The 22,588-nt window shown below is 70.0% G+C and carries 19 protein-coding genes; 7 read left to right on the top strand and 12 right to left on the bottom strand.

Annotated features, from left to right (window positions below):
• The first annotated feature begins 135 nt into the window (after positions 1–135).
• Positions 136–1,296: a glycerate kinase gene (locus ACIBLC_RS02485; RefSeq protein ID WP_399208748.1), complete on the top strand. Its 1,161-nt coding sequence runs from the start codon at positions 136–138 to the stop codon at positions 1,294–1,296.
• 60 nt (positions 1,297–1,356) lie between these two features.
• Here the strand turns inward: ACIBLC_RS02485 and ACIBLC_RS02490 are convergent, their stop codons facing one another.
• Entirely contained in the window at positions 1,357–2,562 is a 1,206-nt protein-coding gene (locus tag ACIBLC_RS02490) for a helix-turn-helix domain-containing protein (RefSeq protein WP_399208749.1), read from the bottom strand.
• Positions 2,563–2,749: 187 nt separating this feature from the next.
• On the opposite strand from ACIBLC_RS02490, the gene ACIBLC_RS02495 reads away from it, so the two are divergent.
• The 5 genes from ACIBLC_RS02495 to ACIBLC_RS02515 are packed head-to-tail and all read left to right on the top strand — an operon-like array spanning position 2,750 to position 7,691.
• Positions 2,750–3,556: an ABC transporter ATP-binding protein gene (locus ACIBLC_RS02495; protein ID WP_399208750.1), complete on the top strand. Its 807-nt coding sequence runs from the start codon at positions 2,750–2,752 to the stop codon at positions 3,554–3,556.
• On the top strand, positions 3,553–4,407 hold the full coding sequence (locus tag ACIBLC_RS02500) for an ABC transporter ATP-binding protein (RefSeq protein WP_399209262.1): 855 nt from the start codon (positions 3,553–3,555) through the stop codon (positions 4,405–4,407). The genes ACIBLC_RS02495 and ACIBLC_RS02500 overlap by 4 nt, the downstream gene beginning before the upstream one ends.
• Complete coding sequence (locus ACIBLC_RS02505) at positions 4,404–5,294, top strand: branched-chain amino acid ABC transporter permease (RefSeq protein WP_399208751.1); 891 nt, start codon at positions 4,404–4,406, stop codon at positions 5,292–5,294. The genes ACIBLC_RS02500 and ACIBLC_RS02505 overlap by 4 nt, the downstream gene beginning before the upstream one ends.
• 25 nt (positions 5,295–5,319) lie before the next feature.
• Positions 5,320–6,426 (top strand): branched-chain amino acid ABC transporter permease, encoded by a 1,107-nt coding sequence (locus ACIBLC_RS02510; protein ID WP_399209263.1) that lies wholly within the window; start codon positions 5,320–5,322, stop codon positions 6,424–6,426.
• On the top strand, positions 6,423–7,691 hold the full coding sequence (locus ACIBLC_RS02515; protein ID WP_399208752.1) for an ABC transporter substrate-binding protein: 1,269 nt from the start codon (positions 6,423–6,425) through the stop codon (positions 7,689–7,691). The genes ACIBLC_RS02510 and ACIBLC_RS02515 overlap by 4 nt, the downstream gene beginning before the upstream one ends.
• Before the next feature lie 95 nt (positions 7,692–7,786).
• Here ACIBLC_RS02515 and pssA read toward each other — a convergent pair whose 3' ends face one another.
• The 9 genes from pssA to ACIBLC_RS02560 form a co-directional block, all read right to left on the bottom strand.
• Positions 7,787–8,605, bottom strand: coding sequence for a CDP-diacylglycerol--serine O-phosphatidyltransferase (pssA, locus tag ACIBLC_RS02520; protein ID WP_399209264.1), 819 nt, complete (start codon positions 8,603–8,605; stop codon positions 7,787–7,789).
• Positions 8,606–8,633: 28 nt separating this feature from the next.
• Positions 8,634–9,290, bottom strand: a complete 657-nt coding sequence (locus ACIBLC_RS02525; protein WP_399208753.1) for a phosphatidylserine decarboxylase — start codon at positions 9,288–9,290, stop codon at positions 8,634–8,636.
• A 171-nt stretch (positions 9,291–9,461) separates the two neighbouring features.
• The gene (locus tag ACIBLC_RS02530) at positions 9,462–10,667 is read right to left on the bottom strand and encodes an acyl-CoA dehydrogenase family protein (protein WP_399208754.1); all 1,206 of its coding nucleotides are present in this window, start codon (positions 10,665–10,667) and stop codon (positions 9,462–9,464) included.
• A 2-nt stretch (positions 10,668–10,669) separates the two neighbouring features.
• Positions 10,670–11,182: a MaoC family dehydratase gene (locus tag ACIBLC_RS02535; RefSeq protein ID WP_399208756.1), complete on the bottom strand. Its 513-nt coding sequence runs from the start codon at positions 11,180–11,182 to the stop codon at positions 10,670–10,672.
• 5 nt (positions 11,183–11,187) lie between these two features.
• Complete coding sequence (locus tag ACIBLC_RS02540) at positions 11,188–12,147, bottom strand: HpcH/HpaI aldolase/citrate lyase family protein (RefSeq protein WP_399208757.1); 960 nt, start codon at positions 12,145–12,147, stop codon at positions 11,188–11,190.
• Positions 12,144–14,171: a protein meaA gene (locus ACIBLC_RS02545; protein ID WP_399208758.1), complete on the bottom strand. Its 2,028-nt coding sequence runs from the start codon at positions 14,169–14,171 to the stop codon at positions 12,144–12,146. Before ACIBLC_RS02545 ends, ACIBLC_RS02540 begins: the two co-directional genes overlap by 4 nt.
• A gap of 10 nt (positions 14,172–14,181) precedes the next feature.
• Positions 14,182–15,519 carry a crotonyl-CoA carboxylase/reductase gene (ccrA, locus tag ACIBLC_RS02550; protein WP_399208759.1) on the bottom strand — a complete coding sequence of 446 codons (1,338 nt, stop codon included), beginning with the start codon at positions 15,517–15,519 and terminating at the stop codon, positions 14,182–14,184.
• A gap of 399 nt (positions 15,520–15,918) precedes the next feature.
• Positions 15,919–16,731, bottom strand: coding sequence for a TetR family transcriptional regulator (locus ACIBLC_RS02555; RefSeq protein ID WP_399208760.1), 813 nt, complete (start codon positions 16,729–16,731; stop codon positions 15,919–15,921).
• Positions 16,732–16,867: 136 nt separating this feature from the next.
• Positions 16,868–18,673: a 3-hydroxyacyl-CoA dehydrogenase family protein gene (locus ACIBLC_RS02560; RefSeq protein WP_399208761.1), complete on the bottom strand. Its 1,806-nt coding sequence runs from the start codon at positions 18,671–18,673 to the stop codon at positions 16,868–16,870.
• A 371-nt stretch (positions 18,674–19,044) separates the two neighbouring features.
• Between ACIBLC_RS02560 and ACIBLC_RS02565 the strand changes: the two genes are divergently transcribed.
• Positions 19,045–19,617 carry an adenylosuccinate lyase gene (locus ACIBLC_RS02565; protein ID WP_399208762.1) on the top strand — a complete coding sequence of 191 codons (573 nt, stop codon included), beginning with the start codon at positions 19,045–19,047 and terminating at the stop codon, positions 19,615–19,617.
• Between the two features lie 106 nt (positions 19,618–19,723).
• On the opposite strand, the gene ACIBLC_RS02570 is transcribed toward ACIBLC_RS02565, so the two are convergent.
• Both ACIBLC_RS02570 and ACIBLC_RS02575 read right to left on the bottom strand, forming a co-directional pair.
• Positions 19,724–21,307 carry an alpha/beta hydrolase gene (locus tag ACIBLC_RS02570; RefSeq protein WP_399208763.1) on the bottom strand — a complete coding sequence of 528 codons (1,584 nt, stop codon included), beginning with the start codon at positions 21,305–21,307 and terminating at the stop codon, positions 19,724–19,726.
• Positions 21,308–21,476: 169 nt separating this feature from the next.
• The gene (locus ACIBLC_RS02575) at positions 21,477–22,511 is read right to left on the bottom strand and encodes an Rv2578c family radical SAM protein (protein WP_399208764.1); all 1,035 of its coding nucleotides are present in this window, start codon (positions 22,509–22,511) and stop codon (positions 21,477–21,479) included.
• Between the last annotated feature and the right edge of the window lie 77 nt (positions 22,512–22,588).

Here is a 22,588-nt window from a genome sequence, read left to right on the forward strand (position 1 = left end):
TTCACCGGTTCCGGACGGTCGGACGCGGCGTTCCGCGAGGTGGCCGGGGCATGACGGCGGGGGCTTCCTCCGGTTAAGGTCGCAGCGGCGCGACTGCCTTGACGTGAGCAAGGCTCGAAAGCAAGGGGATGCAAGGTGGCGGACGCTGCTGTGAACCGGACTCGGCAGGCGGCTCGTGTGCTGATCGCCGCGGACAAGTTCAAGGGAACGCTGACGGCCGTGCAGGTCGCCGAGCGGGTGACAACCGGGCTGCGCCGCGTCGCGCCGCACGTCGAGGTCGAGGCTCTGCCGGTGGCCGACGGCGGCGACGGGACCGTCGACGCCGCTGTGGCGGCCGGATTCGAACGACGTGAGGTGCGGGTCGCCGGTCCGCTCGGTGACGAGGTCACGGCGGCGTACGCGCTGCGCGACGGCACGGCGGTCGTGGAGATGGCCGAGGCGAGCGGTTTGCAGCGGCTGCCCGCCGGGGTCTTCGCGCCGCTCACGTCCTCGACGTACGGATCGGGCGAGCTGCTGCGGGCCGCGCTGGACGCCGGGGCCCGGTCCATCGTGTTCGGCGTGGGCGGGAGCGCCACCACCGACGGGGGCGCCGGCATGCTGTCCGCGCTCGGTGCGCGCTTCCTGGACGCGGACGGCGAGCCCGTCGCGCCCGGCGGCGGCGCCCTCGGCGACGTGGTGACCGCGGACCTGTCCGGCCTCGACACCCGGATCTCCTCGGTCGACCTCGTCCTCGCCTCCGACGTGGACAACCCGCTCACCGGCCCCAAGGGCGCCCCCGCCGTGTACGGCCCGCAGAAGGGCGCGAGCCCCGACGACGTGGCCGCCCTGGACGCGTCCCTCGCCCACTTCGCCGCCGTACTGGAGAAGGCCGTCGGCTCCCGGGCCGCCGAGTACGCGGCGGCGCCCGGCGCCGGCGCGGCGGGCGGCATCGGGTACGGCGCACTCGTGCTCGGCGCCCGCTTCCGGCCCGGAATCGAGGTCATGCTCGACGTCCTCGGCTTCGCGCCCGCGCTGGAGCGCGCCACGCTGGTCATCACCGGCGAGGGTTCCCTCGACGAGCAGACCCTGCACGGCAAGGCACCCGCCGGGGTCGCCGCCGCCGCCCGCGCCGCGGGCAAGGAGGTCGTCGCGGTCTGCGGCCGGCTTGCCCTGCGCCCGGAGGCCCTCGGCAAGGCCGGCATCCGCCGCGCGTACCCCCTCACCGAGGTGGAACCCGACATCGCGAAGTGCATCGAGGACGCGGGACCGATCCTGGAGCGGGTCGCGGAGAACATCGGCCGCGATTTCCTCAACTGAGCTCAGCTCAACCACGCCGGGCGCGGTCCCAGGAAGGGGCGGAGGGGGGGAGGGAACCCCTCACCGCCCCACCCCCGGTAACCGGTACGCGTCCAACGCCAGCGTCATCTCGATCAGATCCCGGGGCCGGGCCAGCGACCGCGAGGTGAGCTGCTCCAGCCGCCGCAGCCGGTTGAAGACGGTGTTCCGGTGGCAGTACAGCCGGCTCGCGGCCCGACCGGCCGAGCCCTCACAGGCCAGCCACACGTCGAGCGTCTCAAGGAGCACCGCCCGGTCGCCGGGCTCCAGCTCGAGCAGCGCCCCGAACACGTCCGCCACCAGGCGCCCCGCCAGCTCCGGCTGGCTCACCACGAGCGCGGTCGGCATCCGCTGGTCCAGCCGTACGACGTCCCTGGCGTCCGGCGGGCAGGTGCGCAGCGCCAGCTCGGCGAGCCGCCGGGCCCGGCCCAGCTCGGCGAGCCCGGCCACCACCGGACTGATCCCGCCCGGCCCCTGACACCGTCCGTCGAGCAGCTGGGCCACCGCGTCGAGCCCCTGCCCGGCGTCCAGCGCCACCACGCCCACCTCGCAGTCCGCCCGCATCCGCCAGATGAAACGCAGCCCCGCGCCCAGCAGCGGCCGTGAGCAGGTGTCCCGGCCGTCATGGCGCTCGGCACGCAGCACCACCACGGCGTACTGCCCCATCTCCGGCAGATCGAGCCCGGCGGCGGCCCGTGCCGCGAGCCCGGGCGACTGCTGCCCCTCGAGCAGGGCGTCGAGCAGAGCCTGCAACTGCTCGTCCGTGCGCCGCCGCAGCTCCGCCTCGGTGGACCGGTACGCCTCCGTGGCGGCCGTGGCCTGCGCGTCCACCGCGGACCACACCATGGTCGCCGAGCGCATGAGCATCGAGATCCGCTCGGGCGCCAGCCCCACCGCGCCTTCCATCAGCGCGTCCCAGACGAGATAGCCCGCGGCACGGTAGGAGTGCACGAGCAACTCAAGCGGAAGCCCCTGCTGGGCCCGCCGTCGCCCGGTGTCCTCGGCGTGTTCCAGATCGCGGCGTGGCGAGTCCCGCGGCGCGGAGAGCGTCTGGATGCCGACGCGCATCGCGGCTTCGGCCTCCCGCCACTGCTGGTCGTGCGGCAGCACCTGTCCATAGACGGGGGAGTATTCGGTGAGCTGCCGCAGATGCTCGTCGACGAGCTCGGGCAGCCGTTCCAGCAGAGTCGTGCAGGACTCCGCGAGCAGCTTCCAGTCATGACCGGTCCGCGGTCGGCGCCCTCCCATGGCCGGAGGATGTCACCCGGACGGCACCTTCGACAGGCCCCTGACACGCGGTCTTGTGCGCGTGCACAACGGCCGGCCACCACCTCTGGGCACCCGCCGCGTTTCGCCCGAACCCCGTGGACGGGCGCCTGGACCAATGCTGAGGTGAGCGCCACACCGAGTGAGGAGATGGGGAGGTGGCAAGGTCATGAGCGGTTCCGCTCTGCTCGTAAGGGACCTGTCGGTCGGCTACGGCCCCGTACGCGCACTGCGCCAGGTGTCTCTGGAGGTACCCGAAGGAGCCGTGGTCACGGTCCTCGGCAGCAATGGCGCCGGTAAGTCGACACTGCTCCGGGCGATCTGCCGGACGCTCTCCTTCCACGGGGGAGCGGTGACCGGCGGCACGATCGGTCTCGGCGGACAGCCGCTGGACCGGTTCTCCGCGGACCGGGTGGTCGCCGCCGGAGTGTCCCAAGTGCCCGAAGGGCGAAGGGTGTTCGCCCGGATGACGGTCGCGGACAATCTGCGGGCCGGGGCGCTCGGCGCCGCGGGCGGCCGGGAACGGCGGGCGCGGGCGCTGCGCCGTGTGCACGACCTGTTTCCCGTACTCGCCGAACGCGCCCAGCAGCGCGCGGGACTCCTGTCCGGCGGGGAACAGCAGATGCTCGCGGTCGCGCGGGCCCTGATGGCCGCGCCCAAAGTGCTGCTGCTCGACGAACCCTCCCTGGGGCTCGCCCCGTTGATGGCCCAGCGGATCGCCGACACCGTGCGCGAGATCAACGCCCAGGGCACCTCCGTGCTGCTCGTCGAGCAGAACGCGGCGCTCGCCCTGCGGCTCGCGTCGCGCGCGTACGTCCTCGAAGTCGGCGAGGTGACCCTCTCGGGCGCGGCCGACGAACTCGCCGCCTCCGACGAGGTGCGCCGCCGCTATCTGGGCGTGGTCGACGAGGACGCGGCGGCCGACGCCGCACCGGCGCGCGGCACCCTGCCGACACTGTCCCGGTGGGAGGGGTGAATCCCGTGCCGGACGTTCCGGCCCTCGAAGTGCGGGACTTGACGGTCCGTTTCGCCGGCCTGACCGCCCTCGACAACGTGAGCTTCACCGTCCGCCCCGGCACCGTCCACGCGCTCATCGGTCCCAACGGCGCGGGCAAGTCCACCTGCTTCAACGTGCTGTCGGGTGTCTGCCGGCCCGCCTCGGGCAGTGTCCGCTTCGGCGACCAGGAGCTGACCGGGCTGCCTCCGCACCGTATCGCGGCCCTCGGCGTCGCCCGGATCTTCCAGAACCTCGCTCTGCCGCCGCACGCCACGGTCGAGGACAGCCTGTTGCTCGGCCGGCACCGGCTGACCCGCAGCGGCTTCGTGTCCGCCGGACTGCGGCTCCCTTCGGCGGCCCGCGAGGAGCGCCTGCACCGCGAACGTGTACGTGAGATAGCCGAGTTCGTGGGTCTGGAGCAGCAACTCGGCCGTCCAGCGGGCTCGCTCCCGTACGGGCAGCAGAAACTCGCCGAACTCGCCCGCGCGTTGTGCATGGAGCCCCGGCTCCTGCTCCTCGACGAGCCCGTCGCGGGCATGACCGCCGACGAACGGCGCCGCACGGCCGCGGTCGTCGCGGGCGTCCGCGACAGCCTCGGCATCTCGATCGTGCTCGTGGAACACGACATGGGGGTGGTGATGCGGCTCGCGGACGCCGTGACCGTACTGGACTTCGGCCGCCGGATCGCGGACGGCGCCCCCGTCGACGTACAGAACGATCCGGCGGTCGTACGGGCCTATCTGGGCGAGCGCTCGGACGACGAACCCGCGGACGGGCAGCCCGTCGAAAGCCACCGCCACCGAACCGACGGCGAGGAGACCGCCTCATGAGTACCTTCGCCGAACTCCTCCTCAACGGGCTCTCGTTGGGATCCGTCTATGCCCTCATCGCCCTCGGCTTCGTCGTCATCTTCCGGGCCACCGAGGTCGTCAACTTCGCGCACGCCTCACTGCTGCTGGCGGGCGGATACGTCACCGCGACCCTCCACGACGACATCGGCTTCTGGCCCGCGCTGCTCGCCGGAATCCTGGGCGCCGCGCTGGTGGGGGCGGCGGTGGAGTTCCTGGTGATGCGCCGCTACCGGGGGTCCGACCAGAGTGTCCTCGCCATCGTCACCATCGGCGTCGACATCCTGCTCACCACCGAACTGACCCGCAGGATCGGCACGGACGTGCTGCCGCTCGGCGACCCGTGGGGCACCGCCGTGCTCACCGTCGGGCCGGTCTCCCTCGCGCACACCCGGATCGCCGCGTTCGTCGCCGCCGCCCTGCTCATCACAGCCTTCCTGCTGGCCTTCCGGTACACCTCCTGGGGCGTGGCGATGCGCGCCGCCGCGGAGAGTCCGGAGACCGCCGCCCTGATGGGCGTACGGCTGGGGCGGGTGTCGCTCAGCGCCTGGGCGGTGGCCGGCGGACTCGCCGCCGTCGCCGCCCTGTTCCTCACCGTCTTCCCGACCCCGGGCCTGGAACGGGCCACCTCGCTCGCCGCGCTGAAGGCCTTTCCGGCCGCGATCCTCGGGGGTCTCGACTCCACGACGGGCGCGCTGGTCGGCGGCCTGCTCGTCGGGGTAACGGAGTCCCTCGCCACCGGCTACCAGAGCGATCTGACCTTCCTGGGCAGGGGACTCGGCGATCTCGCCCCGTACCTGGTGATGGTCGCGATCCTCCTCATCCGGCCCGCCGGGCTCTTCGGCACGAAGGAGCTGGCCCGTGTCTGAGGCCACGAAGAGCAGCGCCCGGCCGCTGTGGTTCACCCGTACCCGCACCTACGTCTGGGCCGCGGGCGCCGTCCTCCTGCTCGCCCTGCCCTTCTACCTGGACCGCTTCTGGCTCCAGGCGGGCCTGTTCGCGATGGCCGCCGGGATCGGCGCGATCGGCATCAACCTCCTCACCGGCGCGACCGGACAACTCTCCATGGGGCACGCCTTCTTCCTCGCGGTCGGGGCGTACGGCTACTGCGTGTTCGCCGGTGAGGGGGGAGACGGACTGACCGGGCTCGGCCTGCCGACCTGGCTCGCCGCCGTCCTGGGAGTACTGGCCGCAGGCGTCGCGGGCGGGCTGTTCAGCCCCATCGCGGGACGGCTGCGCGGCGCCTACCTGGGCATCGCGACCCTCGCCCTGATCTTCATCGGCCAGCATGTGCTCTTCAACGCGCGTGAGCTGACGGGCGGCTTCAACGGCCGCGACGTACCGCCCCTCAGCCTCTTCGGCCTCACCTTCGACGACAGCGAACTCCTTGTCGCCGCCGTGCCGTTCGGCTCCGCCGAGAAACTCTGGTACGCCGGACTCGTGCTGCTGCTCGGCGGCGCGCTCTTCGCCCGTGGCGTGCTGCGGGGCCGCCCGGGCCGGGCCATGAACGCGATCCGCGACCACCGGATCGCGGCCGGGGTGATCGGCGTGCCGGTCGCCCGCTACCGGGCCGCGGTCTTCGTGCTGTCCTCGATGTACGCGGGCCTGGCCGGCGTCCTGCTCGCGCTGATCTTCCAGCGGACGGTGCCGGACTACTTCGGCATGATCCTCTCGCTGGAGTACCTCGCCATGATCGTGATCGGCGGACTCGGCTCGGTCGCCGGGGCGGTGATCGGGGCGGCGTTCGTCTCCCTGCTGCCCCAGCTGCTGACCCGCTACAGCGACGCGCTGCCCCTGGTCTCCGACCCGGGCACCGGCGGGATCGCACCGGGCGAGGCGTCCCGGTACCTCTACGGCGCCGCCGTCGTGGCGGTGGTGCTCTTCCTGCCGGGCGGCCTGGTCGGGGTGGCCGCCCGCCGTCGCAAGGGGCCGGATCCACGGCCCGAACCAAAGCCCAGCCCAAGGTCCATCGCAGGGGCCACTCCAGGGGAGGAACGATGAGAACGACATACGTGGCGAGGGCCGCCGCCGGATCGCTGGCTGCCTTGCTCGTGCTGTCCGGATGCAGCTCCAAGGCCAAGGACGGTGACGACGACAAGGCCACGGCCGCCGCCGGCGGGGTGAAGACCGGCGAAGGCATCTCCGGCAAGACCATCACCCTCGGCGCGCTCACCGACATGACCGGCGTCTACGCCACCCTCGGCAAGAGCGTCACCCAGGCCCAGCAGCTCTATGTGAAGCAGCTCAACGCCGGCGGCGGTGTGTGCGGCTACCAGCTGGCGCTCACCGTGCGCGACCACGGCTACGACCCGCAGAAGGCGGTGTCCGGCTACACCGAGCTGGCACCGAAGGTGCTGGGCTTCACGCAGTTCATCGGCTCGCCGTTCGTCGCCGCCGTCAAGCAGCGCGTGGACGGTCAGGACAAGGGCCTCGTGCTGCCGCAGGCCTGGTCGGGCAGCCTGCTGGGCAGCCCCTACATCCGGGTCATCGGATCGACGTACGACATCGAGACGATCAACGCCATCGACTTCCTGATGAAGGAGAAGGGCCTCAAGAAGGGCGACAAGATCGGCCATGTGTACTTCGAGGGCGACTACGGCGAGAACGCCCTGGTCGGCTCCAAGTACATGGCGAAGGAGTCCGGGCTCACCGTCGTCGAACAGAAGATCAAGCCGACCGACAACGACATGACCGCCCAGGTCGCCGCCCTCAAGCAGGCGGGCGTCAAGGCGGTCGTGATCAGCGCGGGCCCGCGCCAGGCGGCCTCGCTGGTCGGGGTCGCGGCGGCCGGGAAGTTCAACGTGCCGATCATCGGCAACAACTCGGCCTACGCCCCGCAGCTGCTCGCCACCCAGGCCGGACCGGCCCTGACGGCGAACTACTACGTGGCCTCGCCCTCGCTCCCCATCGGAGGCGACACCCCGGAGGCCAAGAAGCTGGTCGCCGACTACAAGGCCGCCTACCCGAAGGACTCCCTCGACAACGGAGTGGTGGCCGGCTGGACCGCGGCCGCCGCCTTCGGCGAGGCCCTGAAGAAGGCCTGTGTCAGCAAGGACCTCACCCGCGAGGGCGTCGACAAGGCCCTGCTGACCCTCAACGCCTTCGACGCGGGCTTCGGCGTCGTCCAGGACTTCAGCGACCCGAAGTCGCCGTCCTCGAACCAGAGCGTCATCCTGAAGCCCGACAAGAACGCGGTGGGCGGCATGACGGTCGTACGGGAGGCCTCGGCCGCGTCCGTGGCGGAGAGTTACACACCCGCCGGGTAAAACCCGTGGAGCGCCGCACACAGGGCGCGTGACAGCAACGCCGAAGGGCCCCGAACCGGATGGTTCGGGGCCCTTCGGTCACTCCTGTACGGGCACTACGGCAGCTGGGTCGCGCGTGCCTCACGCCGGTTGCCCCGGAAGTTGTTCACCCGGCGGGCGGTGGCGAAGAGCGGGATCACCGCGCCCGTCACGAGCTGGAGCGCACAACCGGTCTGGAGCAGCAGCTGACCACCGGGGGCGTCGAAGGCCCAGGCGGCGAGCAGCCCCATGGAGACGACGATCCAGGTGAGCATCGCCACCGCGAGGGGTCCGCGCGGCTTCGGATACTCGACGCGGCTCACCATCAGCCAGGCGGTGCCGACGATCGCCATGAGCGTGGCGACGAACGGCAGCTCCAGCAGCACGATGGAGACCACGGTGAGCGCCCCGAAGGGCGACGGCATGCCCTGGAACGTGCCGTCCTTGACCGTGACGCAGGAGAAGCGCGCGAGTCTCAGGACGACCGCGAGGAGGACCACGATGGCCCCCACCGCCGCCATTCGCTGGTGCGCGTCGTCCGCGACCATGCCGTAGACCAGCACGAAGTACGCCGGAGCGAGGCCGAAGCTGATCAGGTCGGACAGGTTGTCCAGCTCGGCGCCCATGGGGGAGGAGCGGAGCTTGCGGGCCACCAGGCCGTCGAAGAGGTCGAAGACCGCCGCGCACAGCATGAGGATGACGGCCGTGGCGGCGCTGTGCCGCGCCATGCCGGTCTCCTGGCTGCCCGTGAGGTGCGGGATCAGGATGCCGGTGGTGGTGAAGTACACCGCCATGAAGCCGCAGGTCGCGTTGCCCAGGGTGAGGGTGTCCGCTATCGAGAGGCGGAGAGAGAGGGGCATCTCCTCCTCGTCGTCCACGTCGTCCGCTTCCGGCACCCAGCCGGTGCGGGACTGCGTCTCGGGATCAATCACGGTCAATTCGAGTCACCCCAGCCACGGTCTTCTGACCGACCTCCACGTCCACCTCGACACCCTCGGGGAGGTAGATGTCGACACGCGAACCGAACCGGATCAGACCGATCCGGTCGCCCTGCTCGACCTTCGTACCCTGAGGGATGTAGGGAACGATACGGCGGGCGACCGCACCGGCGATCTGGATCATCTCGATGTCACCGAGTTCGGTGTCGAAGTGCCAGACGACGCGTTCGTTGTTCTCGCTCTCCTTGTTGAACGCCGGGACGAACCCACCGGGGATGTGCTCGACCGATGTCACCGTGCCCGACAGAGGCGCGCGGTTGACGTGGACGTTCAGCGGGCTCATGAAGATCGCGACGCGGGTGCGTCCGTCCTTCCACGGCATGATGCTCTGCACCACACCGTCGGCGGGCGAGATGACCCGGCCCTGGGAGATCTCTCTCTCGGGGTCGCGGAAGAACCACAGCATGCCCGCCGCGAGCGCGGTGGCGGGCACGGCCACGGCCTTGGCGGCACCGGAGTGACGCGCGCGTGCCAGGCTGAGTGCCGCGGTGGCAACGGTCGGGAGAAGCCACGGCGATGCTCCGCGCGCGAGGCGTACGCCGACCAGGCTGTCGCGAGGTGCAGAGGTTTGGCTGTGGGGCATGGACGACCTTAGTAGCGGATGATGCCGCGCTGAAAACGGGGGACGGCGGCTTTCCCGGAATCGTACCGGTCGCGGGCCACAACTGGGTAAGCCAGGAAGCCGAGTCGGCGGCTGAAGAGTGCTGACGGGGTGTGATGTTCTTCTCGAAGGAAACACCCCTAACCGGGACATCTATCCCTGGAGTCGGTACTCCTCGAGCAGCCTGCGCCCGATGATCATTTTTTGGATCTCGGCGGTTCCTTCGCCGATCAGGAGCATCGGCGCCTCGCGGTAGAGGCGCTCGATCTCGTACTCCTTGGAGAAGCCGTAGCCGCCGTGGATCCGGAAGGCGTCCTCGACCACCTCTTTGCAGTATTCGGAGGCGAGGTACTTGGCCATCCCTGCCTCGAGGTCGTTTCGTTCCCCGGAGTCCTTTTTGTGTGCCGCGTTGACCATCATCGCATGGGCGGCCTCGACCTTGGTAGCCATCTCGGCCAGCTTGAACTGGATGGCCTGGTGCTGGGCGATCGGCTTGCCGAAGGTGTGCCGCTGCTGGGCGTAGGAGACGCCCAGCTCGAACGCGCGCTGAGCGACGCCGCAGCCACGCGCCGCCACATTCACCCGCCCCACCTCGACGCCGTCCATCATTTGGTAAAACCCTCGGCCGGTGGTGCCGCCGAGTACCCGATTGGCCGGAATGCGCAGTCCGTCCATGATGAGTTCGGTGGTGTCGACGCCCTTGTAACCCATCTTGTCGATCTTCCCGGGAATGGTGAGACCGGGGCGGACCTCTCCGAAGCCGGGCTCCTTCTCGACCAGGAAGGTCGTCATCGACTTGTGGGCCGCGGTGCCCTCGGGGTGTCCTTCGTCACTCTTCACGAGGACGGCGACCAGATTGGACGTGCCGCCGTTGGTCAGCCACATCTTCTGACCGTTCAGGACGTAGTCGTCGCCGTCCTTGACCGCCTTCGACGTGATCGCCGAAACGTCCGAGCCGAGCGCCGGCTCCGACATCGAGAACGCGCCGCGCACCTCGCCCAGTGCCATCCGTGGCAGGAAGTGGTCCTTCTGCTCCTGCGTGCCGTGCTGCTTGAGCATGTACGCCACGATGAAGTGGGTGTTGATGATTCCCGAGACCGACATCCAGCCGCGGGCGATCTCCTCGACACAGAGCGCGTACGTCAGGAGGGACTCGCCCAGACCGCCGTACTCCTCGGGGATCATCAGCCCGAAGAGGCCCAACTCCTTGAGACCGTCGACGATCTCCTGCGGGTACTCGTCGCGGTGCTCCAGCTCGGTCGCGACCGGGATGATCTCCTTGTCCACGAAGTCGCGGACGGTGGAGAGGATCTCCCGCTGGATGTCGGTGAGACCGGCGGTCTGGGCGAGTCGGGCCATGGTTACTTCTCCTGCTCCTTGAGCCGGGGGCGGCCGGGCTGCTCGCCGCCGCGCTCCTTGATGTACGTCTCGGTGGGAACCATCACCTTGCGGCGGAACACGCAGACCAGCGTGCCGTCCTGCTTGTAGCCCTTGGTCTCGACATGGACGATGCCGCGGTCCGACTTGGACCTCGACGGCGTCTTGTCGAGGACCCGCGTCTCGCCGTAGACCGTGTCCCCGTGGAAGGTCGGCGCCACGTGCTTCAGCGACTCGACCTCCAGGTTGGCGATCGCCTTGCCGGACACGTCCGGGACCGACATGCCGAGCAGGAGCGAGTAGATGTAGTTGCCGACGACGACGTTCTTCCCGAAGTCGGTCGTGTTCTCCGCGTAGTTGCTGTCCAGGTGGAGCGGGTGGTGGTTCATGGTCAGCAGACAGAAGAGGTGGTCGTCGTACTCCGTGACCGTTTTCCCCGGCCAGTGCTTGTAGACCGCGCCGACCTCGAACTCCTCGTAGGTGCGTCCGAACTGCATGATGCTCAGGCCTCCGGGACTTCGAACTTGGACGTGCGCCGCATGCCGGCGGCCCGGCCCTTGCCGGAGACGACGAGCGCCATCTTGCGGCTGGCCTCGTCGATCATCTCGTCGCCGAGCATCGCGGAGCCCTTCCTGCCGCCCGCCTCGGACGTGCAGTACTCGTACGCGTCCAGGATCAGTTCGGCGTGGTCGAAGTCCTCCTGGGAGGGCGAGAAGATCTCGTTCGACGCCTCGACCTGGCCCGGGTGCAGCACCCACTTGCCGTCGAATCCGAGGGCCGCGGCGCGCCGGGCGACCTCGCGGTAGCCGTCCACGTTGCGGATCTGGAGGTAGGGGCCGTCGATCGCCTGGAGGTCGTAGGTGCGGGCCGCCATCAGGATCTTCATCAGGATGTAGTGGTAGGCGTCCGCGCCGTAGCCGGGCGGCTGTTCGCCCACGACCAGGGTCTTCATGTTGATCGACGCCATGAAGTCGGCCGGGCCGAAGATGATGGTCTCGGTGCGCGGCGAGGCGGCCGCGATCTCGTTGACGTTGACCAGGCCCTTGGCGTTCTCGATCTGCGCCTCGATGCCGATCCTGCCGACCTCGTAGCCCATCGTCTTCTCGATCTGCGTCAGCAGGAGGTCGAGAGCGACGACCTGCTGGGCGTCCTGCACCTTCGGCAGCATGATGCAGTCGAGGTTCTGGCCGGCCCCCTCGACCACGGTCACGACATCGCGGTACGTCCACTCGGTCGTCCAGTCGTTGACCCGCACGACCCTCGTCTTGCCGGTCCAGTCACCCTCGTTGAGGAACTTCACGATGGTGTGCCGCGCCTCGGGCTTGGCGAGCGGCGCGCACGCGTCCTCCAGATCCAGGAAGACCTGGTCCGCGGGGAGGCCCTGGGCCTTCTCCAGGAAGCGGGGGTTGCTTCCCGGCACCGCCAGACAGGAGCGGCGGGGGCGCAGACGGTTGACGGTCATGCGGGGACCTCCAGGGGGTCGAGCTTGTTCGCTTTGCGGATCTCGTCGACGATACGGCCGATGATTCCGGTGATGTCGAAGTCCTTCGGGGTGAAGACCGCGGCCACTCCGGCGGCCCGCAGCAGTTCGGCGTCGGCGTTCGGGATGATCCCGCCCGCGATCACCGGGATGTCGCCCGCGCCGGCCTCGCGCAGCCTCTCCAGCACGTCCGGCACGAGCTGGGCGTGCGAGCCGGACAGGATCGACAGGCCGACGCCGTGCACGTCCTCGGCGACGGCCGCGGCCACGATCTCCTCCGGGGTGAGCCGGATGCCCTGGTAGACCACCTCGAACCCGGCGTCGCGGGCCCGCACGGCGATCTGTTCGGCGCCGTTGGAGTGCCCGTCCAGGCCCGGCTTGCCCACCAGGAAGCGGAGCTTGCCGACCCCGAGGTCCTTGGCCGTCACCTCGACCCTGCGGCGCACCAGCGCCATCGCGGTGCCCTCCCCGGCGGTCACCGCGACCGGCGCGGACGAGACACCGGTGGGGGCGCGGAACTCGCCGAACACCTCGCGCAGGGCCCCGGACCACTCGCCGGTCGTGACACCGGCGCGGGCGCACTCCAGGGTGGCCTCCATGAGGTTGTCGGTGCCCTTGGCGGCCTCCTTCAGCCGCTCCAGCGCCTTGCACGGGCGCGGGTGGTTGAACGGCGGCTGGTAGCGGGTGTCGCGCCAGTTCTGGAGGGCGGCGACCACCCGTGCCTCGACGGCCGGGTCGACCGTCTGGATGGCCGCGTCCAGGTCGGCCGTGAGCGGGTTCGGTTCGGTCGTCTCGAAGATGTTGACGCCGACGATCTTGTCGATGCCGCCCTCGATACGGGCCCGGCGCTCGGCGTGCGAGGAGACGAGCTGCGACTTGAGGTAGCCCGACTCGACGGCGGCCATCGCGCCGCCCATCTCCTCGATACGGTCCATCTCGGCGAGCGAATCCTCCACCAGGGAGGCCACCTTGGCCTCGATGACGTGCGAGCCCTCGAAGATGTCCGCGTACTCCAGCAGGTCGCTCTCGTAGGCCAGCACCTGCTGCATGCGCAGCGACCACTGCTGGTCCCAGGGCCTGGGCAGGCCCAACGCCTCGTTCCAGGCCGGGAGTTGTACGGCACGCGCGCGGGCGTCCTTGGAGAGCGTCACGGCCAGCATCTCGAGCACGATCCGCTGGATGTTGTTCTCCGGCTGGGCCTCGGTCAGGCCAAGGGAGTTGACCTGGACGCCGTACCGGAAGCGCCGCTGCCTGGGGTCCTCGATGCCGTACCGCTCGCGCGTGATCTTGTCCCAGATCCGCCCGAACGCCCGCATCTTGCACATCTCCTCGATGAAGCGGACGCCCGCGTTCACGAAGAAGGAGATGCGCGCGACGACGTCACCCCTGCGGTCCTCGGCGATCTGCCCCGAGGCGAACACCGCGTCCAGTACGGCGATCGCGGTGGACATCGCGTACGCGATCTCCTGGACCGGAGTGGCTCCCGCCTCCTGCAGGTGGTAGCTGCAGATGTTGATCGGATTCCACCTGGGGATGTGGTTCACCGTGTAGGTGATCATGTCCGTCGTCAGCCGCAGTGAGGGCACCGGCGGGAAGACGTGCGTGCCCCGCGACAGGTACTCCTTCACGATGTCGTTCTGGGTGGTCCCCTGGAGCTGGGTGATGTCGGCGCCCTGCTCCTCGGCGACGACCTGGTAGAGCGCCAGCAGCCACATGGCGGTGGCGTTGATGGTCATCGAGGTGTTCATCTGCTCCAGCGGGATGTCCTGGAACAGCCGGCGCATGTCACCGACGTGCGAGACCGGCACGCCCACCCGGCCGACCTCGCCGCGGGCGAGGACGTGGTCGGGGTCGTACCCGGTCTGGGTCGGCAGGTCGAAGGCCACGGAGAGACCCGTCTGACCCTTGGCGAGGTTGCGCCGGTACAGCTCGTTGGACGCCTCGGCGGTCGAGTGACCGGCATAGGTCCGCATGAGCCACGGCCGGTCCTTCTGGCGCTCAGTCATCTAGGAGACCTCAGATGTTCCGGAAGCGGTTGATGGCGTCGATGTGCAGGCCGCGCTTCTCCTCGTCGCGGACACCCAGACCCTCGCGGGGCGCGAGCGCCAGGACTCCGACCTTGCCCTGATGGAGGTTGCGGTGCACGTCGTACGCGGCCTGCCCGGTCTCCTCCAGGGAGTACACCCGGGAGAGCGTCGGGTGGATCTTGCCCTTGGCGACGAGCCGGTTGGCCTCCCAGGCCTCGCGGTAGTTCGCGAAGTGCGAGCCGACGATCTTCTTCAGGGACATCCACAGGTAGCGGTTGTCGTACTCGTGGTTGTACCCGGAGGTCGAGGCGCAGGTGACGATGGTGCCGCCCTTGCGGGTGACGTAGACGCTCGCGCCGAAGGTCTCGCGGCCGGGGTGCTCGAAGACGATGTCGACGTCCTCGCCACCGGTCAGCTCGCGGATCCGCTTCCCGAAGCGCTTCCACTCCTTGGGGTCCTGGTGGTGCTCGTCCTTCCAGAACCTGTAGTCCTCGGCGTTGCGGTCGATGATCGCCTCGGCGCCCATCGCCCGGCAGATGTCCGCCTTCTGCGCGCTGCTCACGACGCAGATGGGGTTGGCGCCGCCGGCGAGCGCGAACTGCGTGGCGTACGAGCCGAGTCCGCCGCTCGCTCCCCAGATCAGGACGTTGTCGCCCTGCTTCATGCCGGCGCCGTTGCGGGAGACCAGCTGGCGGTACGCGGTGGAGTTCACCAGGCCCGGGGCGGCGGCCTCCTCCCAGCTGAGGTGGTCCGGCTTCGGCATCAGCTGGTTGGACTTGACGAGCGCGATCTCGGCGAGGCCGCCGAAGTTGGTCTCGAAGCCCCAGATGCGCTGCTCGGGGTCGAGCATCGTGTCGTTGTGGCCGTCGGAGGACTCCAGCTCGACGGACAGGCAGTGCGCGACGACCTCGTCGCCGGGCCGCCAGGCGTTCACGCCGGGGCCGGTGCGCAGCACGACGCCCGCGAGGTCGGAGCCGATGATGTGGTACGGCAGGTCGTGGCGTTTGGTGAGCTCGCTGAGCTTGCCGTAACGCTCCAGGAAGCCGAAGGTCGACATCGGCTCGAAGATCGAGGTCCACACCGAGTTGTAGTTGACCGAGGAGGCCATCACGGCCACCAGAGCCTCGCCGGGGCCGAGTTCGGGCACCGGCACGTCGTCCAGGTGGATCGACTTGCGGGGGTCCTTGTCGCGAGTGGCGAGGCCGGCGAACATCTCCGTCTCGTCCTTGTGCACGGTGATCGCGCGGTACGACTCGGGGAGGGGCAGAGCGGCGAAGTCGGCGGACGTGGCCGTCCGCGACTCGATCGCGTCCAGGATTTCCTTCACGGTGTTGCCTCCGGCGACTGGCGTCTCGAGGGAAGACGCTGAGGGTTACGTCGGTGCTGCTGCTGGATGTGAGGGGTGTGCCGTCGGTTCGGCGGAGTTGGGGCGATGGCAGCGCTTTGTGGCGCGAAGGGTGCCTGTGACGCAGGCGTCCGGGCGCGCTCGCCATTGGCTTGCGGGGACAGCCGGCGTACGAAGGGTCTCTGCACGCCGGCCGCCCGGACTCCTTCAACGTATGGCACGCCGTGTCACCTGACAAGGCACGGAGTGCCAGAAGTTGCGCTCAGGTGAAATCTTTACGTAACACTTGAGCGATGATCGATCAGGTGGGGTGCCTGACGGGCATGAAAACGCCGGACGCGCTCGAATGGAGCACGTCCGGCGTAACGAACCGAGTGTGTACTACGACCGCTCGCGGAGGGCCTGCTCGATGGTTCGCATGACCTGGTCCAGCGGGGCGTCGACGCGGGCCACCGTCACCAGGACGTCCCCCTCCGTGAATGAGGAAGCGGGCGCCGCCTGGGACGCGACCTCGCGTCCGGCGCCGATCCCGGTGCCGAAGGTCTTCCGCACGATGGAGAAGGCGTGGTCGAGCTGGGACTCGACGTCGCCCTGTCCGCCCGCCCGCAGCCAGCGCCGCAGCACGTGGTTGTGCGCCGTCACCACGGCCGACGCGGCGACCTCCGCGAGCAGCGGGTCGTCGTTGGCGTCGTCGTCGTGGGCGTGCTCGTCGAAGTGGCCCAGCAGATAGCGGGTGAACAGTCGCTCGTAGCGCGCCACGGAGGCGATCTCGGCCTCCCGCAGCGTCGGCACCTCGCGCGTGAGCTTGTAGCGCGAGACGGAGATCTCGGGCTGGGCCGCGTACATCTTCATGACTTCCTTGATGCCACGGCACACCGTGTCGAGCGGGTGCTCGTGCGCGGGAGCCGCCTTCAGTACCGCCTCGGCCCGGATCAGGGTGTCGTCGTGGTCCGGGAAGATCGCCTCTTCCTTGGAGCGGAAGTGGCGGAAGAAGGTGCGCCGTGCGACCCCTGCCTGGGCCGCGATCTCGTCGACGGTGGTCGCCTCGTACCCCTTGGTCGCGAACAGCTCCATGGCCGCGGCCGCCAGCTCTCGCCGCATCTTCAGGCGCTGGGCCGCCGCGCGACCGCCCGCGGCACTCTCCGGTGCGTCGGACGTGGCAGGTGTACGTGAGGACTTGGCGGGCTGGGACATGCCCCGAACGTACTGCATCGGTGCAGGAGAGTGCGCATGTCCGGGGATCCCCCCGCCCCGCACGGGCGGGGGGTGTACGGCAGGGCCGAGCAGGCCGCCCCAGTCGGTCCCGTCTCCGAACCAGTCGCCCTCTCCCTCAGCGCCGGGCATATTCGCGGAAGCCGCGGCCGGTCTTCCGGCCCAGGCAGCCCGCGGCCACCAGGTGCTCCAGGAGCGGCGCCGGGGCGAGGCCCGGGTCGCGGAACTCGCGGTGCAGCACCTTCTCGATTGCCAGCGAGACATCGAGCCCGACCACGTCCAGGAGCTCGAAGGGGCCCATGGGGTACCCGCCGCCGAGCTTCATCGCGGCGTCGATGTCGTCGAGCGTCGCGTAGTGCTCCTGGACCATCTTGATCGCGTTGTTCAGGTACGGGAACAGCAGCGCGTTCACGATGAAACCGGCCCGGTCCCCGCAGTCCACCGGGTGCTTGCGGACCTTCGCGCACACCTCGCGCACGGTGGCGTGCACGTCGTCCGCGGTCAGGACCGTCCGCACGACCTCGACGAGCTTCATCGCCGGTGCCGGGTTGAAGAAGTGCATGCCGATGACGTCCGCCGGACGCGAGGTGGCGCGGGCGCAGGCGATGACCGGGAGCGAGGACGTGGTGGTGGCGAGGATCGCGCCGGGCTTGCAGACCTTGTCGAACGTCGCGAACAGCTGCTGCTTGATCTCCAGGTCCTCGGCGACCGCCTCCAGGGCGAGATCGACGTCCTCGAAGGCGTCGTAGGAGCCAGCCGGGGTGATCCTCTCCAGGGTCTGCGCCGCCGCCTCGGCCGTCATCCGGCCCTTGTCGACGGAGCGCGCGAGGGACTTGCCGATCCGGGCCCTGGCGGCCTGCGCCTTCTCCTCGCTGCGGGCGGCGAGGACGACCTCGTAACCGGCCTTCGCGAAGACCTCGGCGATGCCGGACGCCATGGTGCCGGAGCCGGCGACCCCGACGGAGCGGACGGTACGACCGGGGACCCGGGCGACGCCGTCGAGGGGGGTCAGCGCGTCCCGCACGACGTCCGCGCTGCCGGAGGACTCGTACGAGTAGAAGCCGCGCCCCGACTTCCGGCCGGTCAGGCCGGCCTCGCTGAGCTGCTTGAGGATGGGCGAGGGGGCGTGCAGCCGGTCGTGCGACTCGGCGTACATGGCTTCCAGGACCGTCCGCGCGGTGTCGACGCCGATCAGGTCGAGCAGCGCGAGGGGGCCCATCGGCAGCCCGCAGCCGAGCTTCATCGCGGCGTCGATGTCCTCGCGGGAGGCGTACTTGGCCTCGTACATCGCGGCGGCCTGGTTGAGGTAGCCGAACAGCAGCCCGTCGGCGACGAAGCCGGGGCGGTCGCCGACCGCGACGGGCTCCTTGCCGAGCTCCAGGGCGAGGTCCGTGACGGCCGCGACGGCTCCCGGCGCGGTCAGCACCGAGGAGACCACCTCGACGAGTTTCATCGCCGGGGCCGGGTTGAAGAAGTGCAGGCCGAGGACGCGCTCGGGACGGGCCGAGTCCGCGGCGAGGCGCGTCACCGACAGGGCGTTCGTGCCGGTGGCGAGGATCGTGTCCGCCCGCACGATGCCGTCCAGCGCGCGGAAGACCTGCTGCTTGATGTCGTACGACTCCGGAGTCACCTCGATGACCAGGTCGGCGTCGGCCGCGGCGGTCAGGTCGGTGAACGTGCGGAAGCGGGACAGGATGTCGTCGCGCTCCTGCTCGGTGAGCCGCTCGCGTCGCACGGCGCGGGCGGTGGAGTTCTCGAGCGCCGTGACCGCCTGGGCGGCGGTGGCCTCGCTGATGTCGATGCCGATGACTTCGCGGCCGGCGCGCGCCAGGACCTCGGCGATGCCGGTGCCCATCGTGCCGAGGCCGACGACGGCGACGGTCTTCAGCGGGGACGGAGAGGGGTGGGACTGGGGAGTGGCCATCGCGGGACTCCAGGGAGAGGGTGACGACTGAGGAGCGCACGCGGGTGCGCCGACAGGCGCACACCGTGCGGGAGTTGTTGCGGGTGATGCCGGGCCGACGAGCGCACACGCCCGGTGCCGTCCCTGGGCGACGTGCCTGAACCCAGCGAACGGTGAAGCCGACCGGCTCTGTCCCGGAGCCATGTCGCACTGAGGTACCTGAAGTACCGAACCGACTGCTCTCACGACGGCTGCGTCACCAGGCCGCCGCGAGTTGAGACGCGAGTGGGTAACTCGCTCGTCTGAGCTTAACCCGCCAGTAACGAGCGCGCCAGCCCTCGAGTTTGTGATGTACGTCCCCGCAGCTCAAGGGTTTGCCTAGGCTCGGCGGCATGGACGAGGAGTTGCGATCACTCACGGAGCGTTTACGGAGCGAGGCCGGGCCTTCGGCGACGTACGACCGTCTCGTGGCGACCCAGGACGCGGGCGAGCTGGCTGCCGCGCTCACCGAGCCCGGACAGCCGCTGTGGGCAAGGGAGTTGGTCGCCTTCCGGCTCGGGGTCGCGGGGGACCGGCGGGCCTTCGAGGCACTCGTCCTGTTCCTCAACCACCGCGACCCGCAGCGCTGCGCGTCCGCCGCGTACGCGCTGGCCCGGCTCGGCGATCCCCGCACCGCCCGAGCGGCCGCCGCACTCGCCACCAACGAACTCCGCGTCGCCTACGCCCTGCATCCCGTACGTCTGCTGGCCGAGCTCCGCGCCCCCGAGGCGGCGCCCGCGCTGATCACCACACTCGAACGCCGGCTCCGCCCGCACGACCCCTACCGCGGCGTCGCCCTCGCCTGCGTCGAGGGCCTGGCCACGCTCGGAGACGAACGCGCCCGACCGGTACTGAACGAGGCCCTGGCCCATCCGGCACTCGCGAAAGCGGCGGCAGACGCCCTGGCCCGCCTGCCGAAGGGGTAGATCAGCGGTGGGCCACCTTCGTGAGAGCACCTCGGGCACCGCGACACCGCCGACGACGCCGAAGGGCTCCTCGGCGCCGTCTGGGGCGGTGTTCAGGTGTGGGGCTTCAGCTTCGGTGGCCGAGTAGGCCGTGGAGGGTTGAGCCGCGGGCTGTGGTGGAGGCGGCTTTGGTGGTCAGGGGGGTCGGGGCGGGGAGGGTTTCGCATACCGCGTCGACCTCGCCGCCGCTGCGGGGGACCTTGCCGTCGGTCAGGTACGTCGCCAGGTACTTGTCCAGGCAGGTATTTCCGCTCAGGGTGATGCCGTGGTTCCCGCCGCCCTGCTCGACGACCAGGCTGGAGCCGCGCAGGAGGTGGTGGACGGTGACCGCGCCCTCGTACGGGGTGGCCGCGTCGTCCGTGGCCTGGAAGAGCAGCGCCGGTGGAACGGCGTGGTTGGAGACGTCCACCGGCCGGAGCGAGTCGGTCGGCCAGAAAGCGCACGGCGCGTTGTACCAGGCGTTGCTCCACGTCATGAACGGCGCCTTCTCGTGCGCCGCCCAGTTGTCCGCGCGCCACTGGTCCCAGTCGCGCGGCCACGACGCGTCCCGGCACTGCACGGCGGTGTAGACGCTGTAGCCGTTGTCACCGGCCGCGTCCACGGCGGCGAAGTTCTCGTACGCCTCGACCAGCGGGTCCGCGTTCTTGTCGTTCACATAGGCCGCGAACGCCTCGGCGAGGTAGGGCCAGTAGCCGTTGTAGTAGCCGCCGGGGAGGAAGGTGTCCTCCAGTTCGGAGGCGCCCACCTTCCTGTCCGCGGGCTTCTTGGCGAGCGCCGCGCGCATCGCGTACCACTTGGCCTCGATCCTCGCGGGGTCGGTGCCGAGCTTGTAGGCGGTGTTGTGCTTGGCGACCCAGGACATGAAGGCCAGATGGCGGTCGTTGAACGCGTGGTCCTGGGCGAGGTTGTCGTCGTACCACACACCGGTGGGGTCGACGACGGAGTCGAGCACCAGGCGCCGTACGCGGTCCGGGTGGAGCTTGGCGTAGACGGCGCCCAGATAGGTGCCGTACGAGTACCCGAAGTAGTTGATCTTCTTGGCGCCGAGCGCGAGCCGGATCGCGTCCATGTCCTGGACCGCGCTCACCGTGTCGATGTACGGCAGCAGCTCCGCGTACTTGGCGGCGCACGCCTTCGCGAAGGACTTGACGCGCGTGAGGTTGGCCCTCTCCAGCGCCGGAGTGCTGGGCACCGAGTTCGGCCGCACCGGGTCGGAGTACCCCGGCTCGCAGTCCAGCGCGGGCTTGCTCGCGCCGACCCCGCGCGGGTCGAACCCGATGACGTCGTACTGCGCCGCCACCGCCCTGGGCAGCGCGGACGCGACGAATCCGGCGAGGGTGAGCCCGCTGCCGCCGGGGCCGCCGGGGTTCACCAGCAGCGGACCCTGGTACTTCTTCGCCGTGTGCGGGACGCGCGAGAGAGCCAGCGTGATCCGCTCGCTGTACGGGTTGGAGTGGTCCAGCGGCACCTTCAGGGACGCGCACTGGAGCGTCGGATAGGCACTCGTGCCGCACTTCTTCCAGGCGAGCTTCGCGGTCGGGGCGGTGCGCGGTGCGGTCGCGGAACCGGCGCTCGCGTCGGCGGGGATCGACGTCACCATCCCCGCCACTACAGCGGCAGCGCCGCACAGAGCGACTGCGCGTTTCTTCATAGGGCCTCCCGGGACGGAGGGTGTTGGGCCGTGCACGCCACGGCCTTCGCCGAATCGTCCCGGACCGGGGGGCCGGAGGAACTCGTTCTGGCGAGACTTGACCCGATTGGGCCGAGGGATGCGCTCGGATGCCGTCGACGAGGGTTCGGATCCTGTCAGCGGAGCGCGTTCACAGGAGTGTGAGCTGGGTCGGCTCGGGTGCCGCCGGCTCCGGGGCGGCGGTCATCCTGCGCGGCATCCCCGCACGCGAGGGACCGATGCCGTACTCCTGGGCCAGCTCGTGGACCTGGCGGGTGATCCGGCGCTGGTACCACTTCGGGGCGTAGGAGCCCTCCGCGTAGAGCCGCTCGTAACGGCGTACGAGGTGCGGATGGTAGTGCGCCAGCCAGGCCATGAACCACTCGCGCGCGCCGGGCCGCAGATGCAGCACGAGCGGGGTCACCGAGGTGGCCCCGGAGGCGGCTATCGCCCGTACGGTGGCGCGCAGTTGGGCCGGGTCGTCGCCCAGGAAGGGGATCACAGGGGCCATCAGGACCCCGCAGCCGATGCCGTGGTCCGTCAGGACGCGGACGGCGTCCAGGCGGCGCTCCGGCGCGGGTGTGCCCGGTTCGACGGTGCGCCACAGCTCGGGGTCGGTGAAGCCCACGGAGACCGAGATCCCGACGTCGGTCACCTCGGAGGCCTGCTTCAGGAGCTCGAGGTCGCGCAGGATCAGCGTGCCCTTGGTGAGGATGGAGAACGGGTTCGCGTGGTCGCGCAGGGCGGCGATGATGCCGGGCATCAGCCGGTAGCGGCCCTCCGCCCGCTGGTAGCAGTCGACGTTGGTGCCCATCGCGATGTGCTCGCCGTGCCAGCGGCGGGAGCCGAGCTGGCGACGCAGCAGATCCGGCGCGTTGACCTTCACCACGATCTGGGAGTCGAAGTCGAGCCCCGTGTCGAGGTCCAGATAGCTGTGCGACTTGCGGGCGAAGCAGTACACACACGCGTGCGTGCAGCCCCGATAGGGGTTCACGGTCCACTCGAAGGGCATCCGGGAGGCCCCCGGCACCCGGTTCACGATGGACCTGGCCCGGATCTCGTGGAAGGTGATGCCCCGGAACTCCGGGGTGTCGAAAGTACGGGTGGTCACCGCGTCCGCACCGAACAGAGCGGCGGCTCGGGCGGGATCGCCCGCGGGATCCACTGTGAGGTTCTCCCAGCGCATGAGGCCTCCTCGGTAGCACTGACCACAGAATAGAACACATGTTCCCTTGATCGTGCGACCTGGTATTCGGCACCCCG

The organism is Streptomyces sp. NPDC050535 (assembly GCF_044457665.1).
GTDB lineage: Bacteria > Actinomycetota > Actinomycetes > Streptomycetales > Streptomycetaceae > Streptomyces.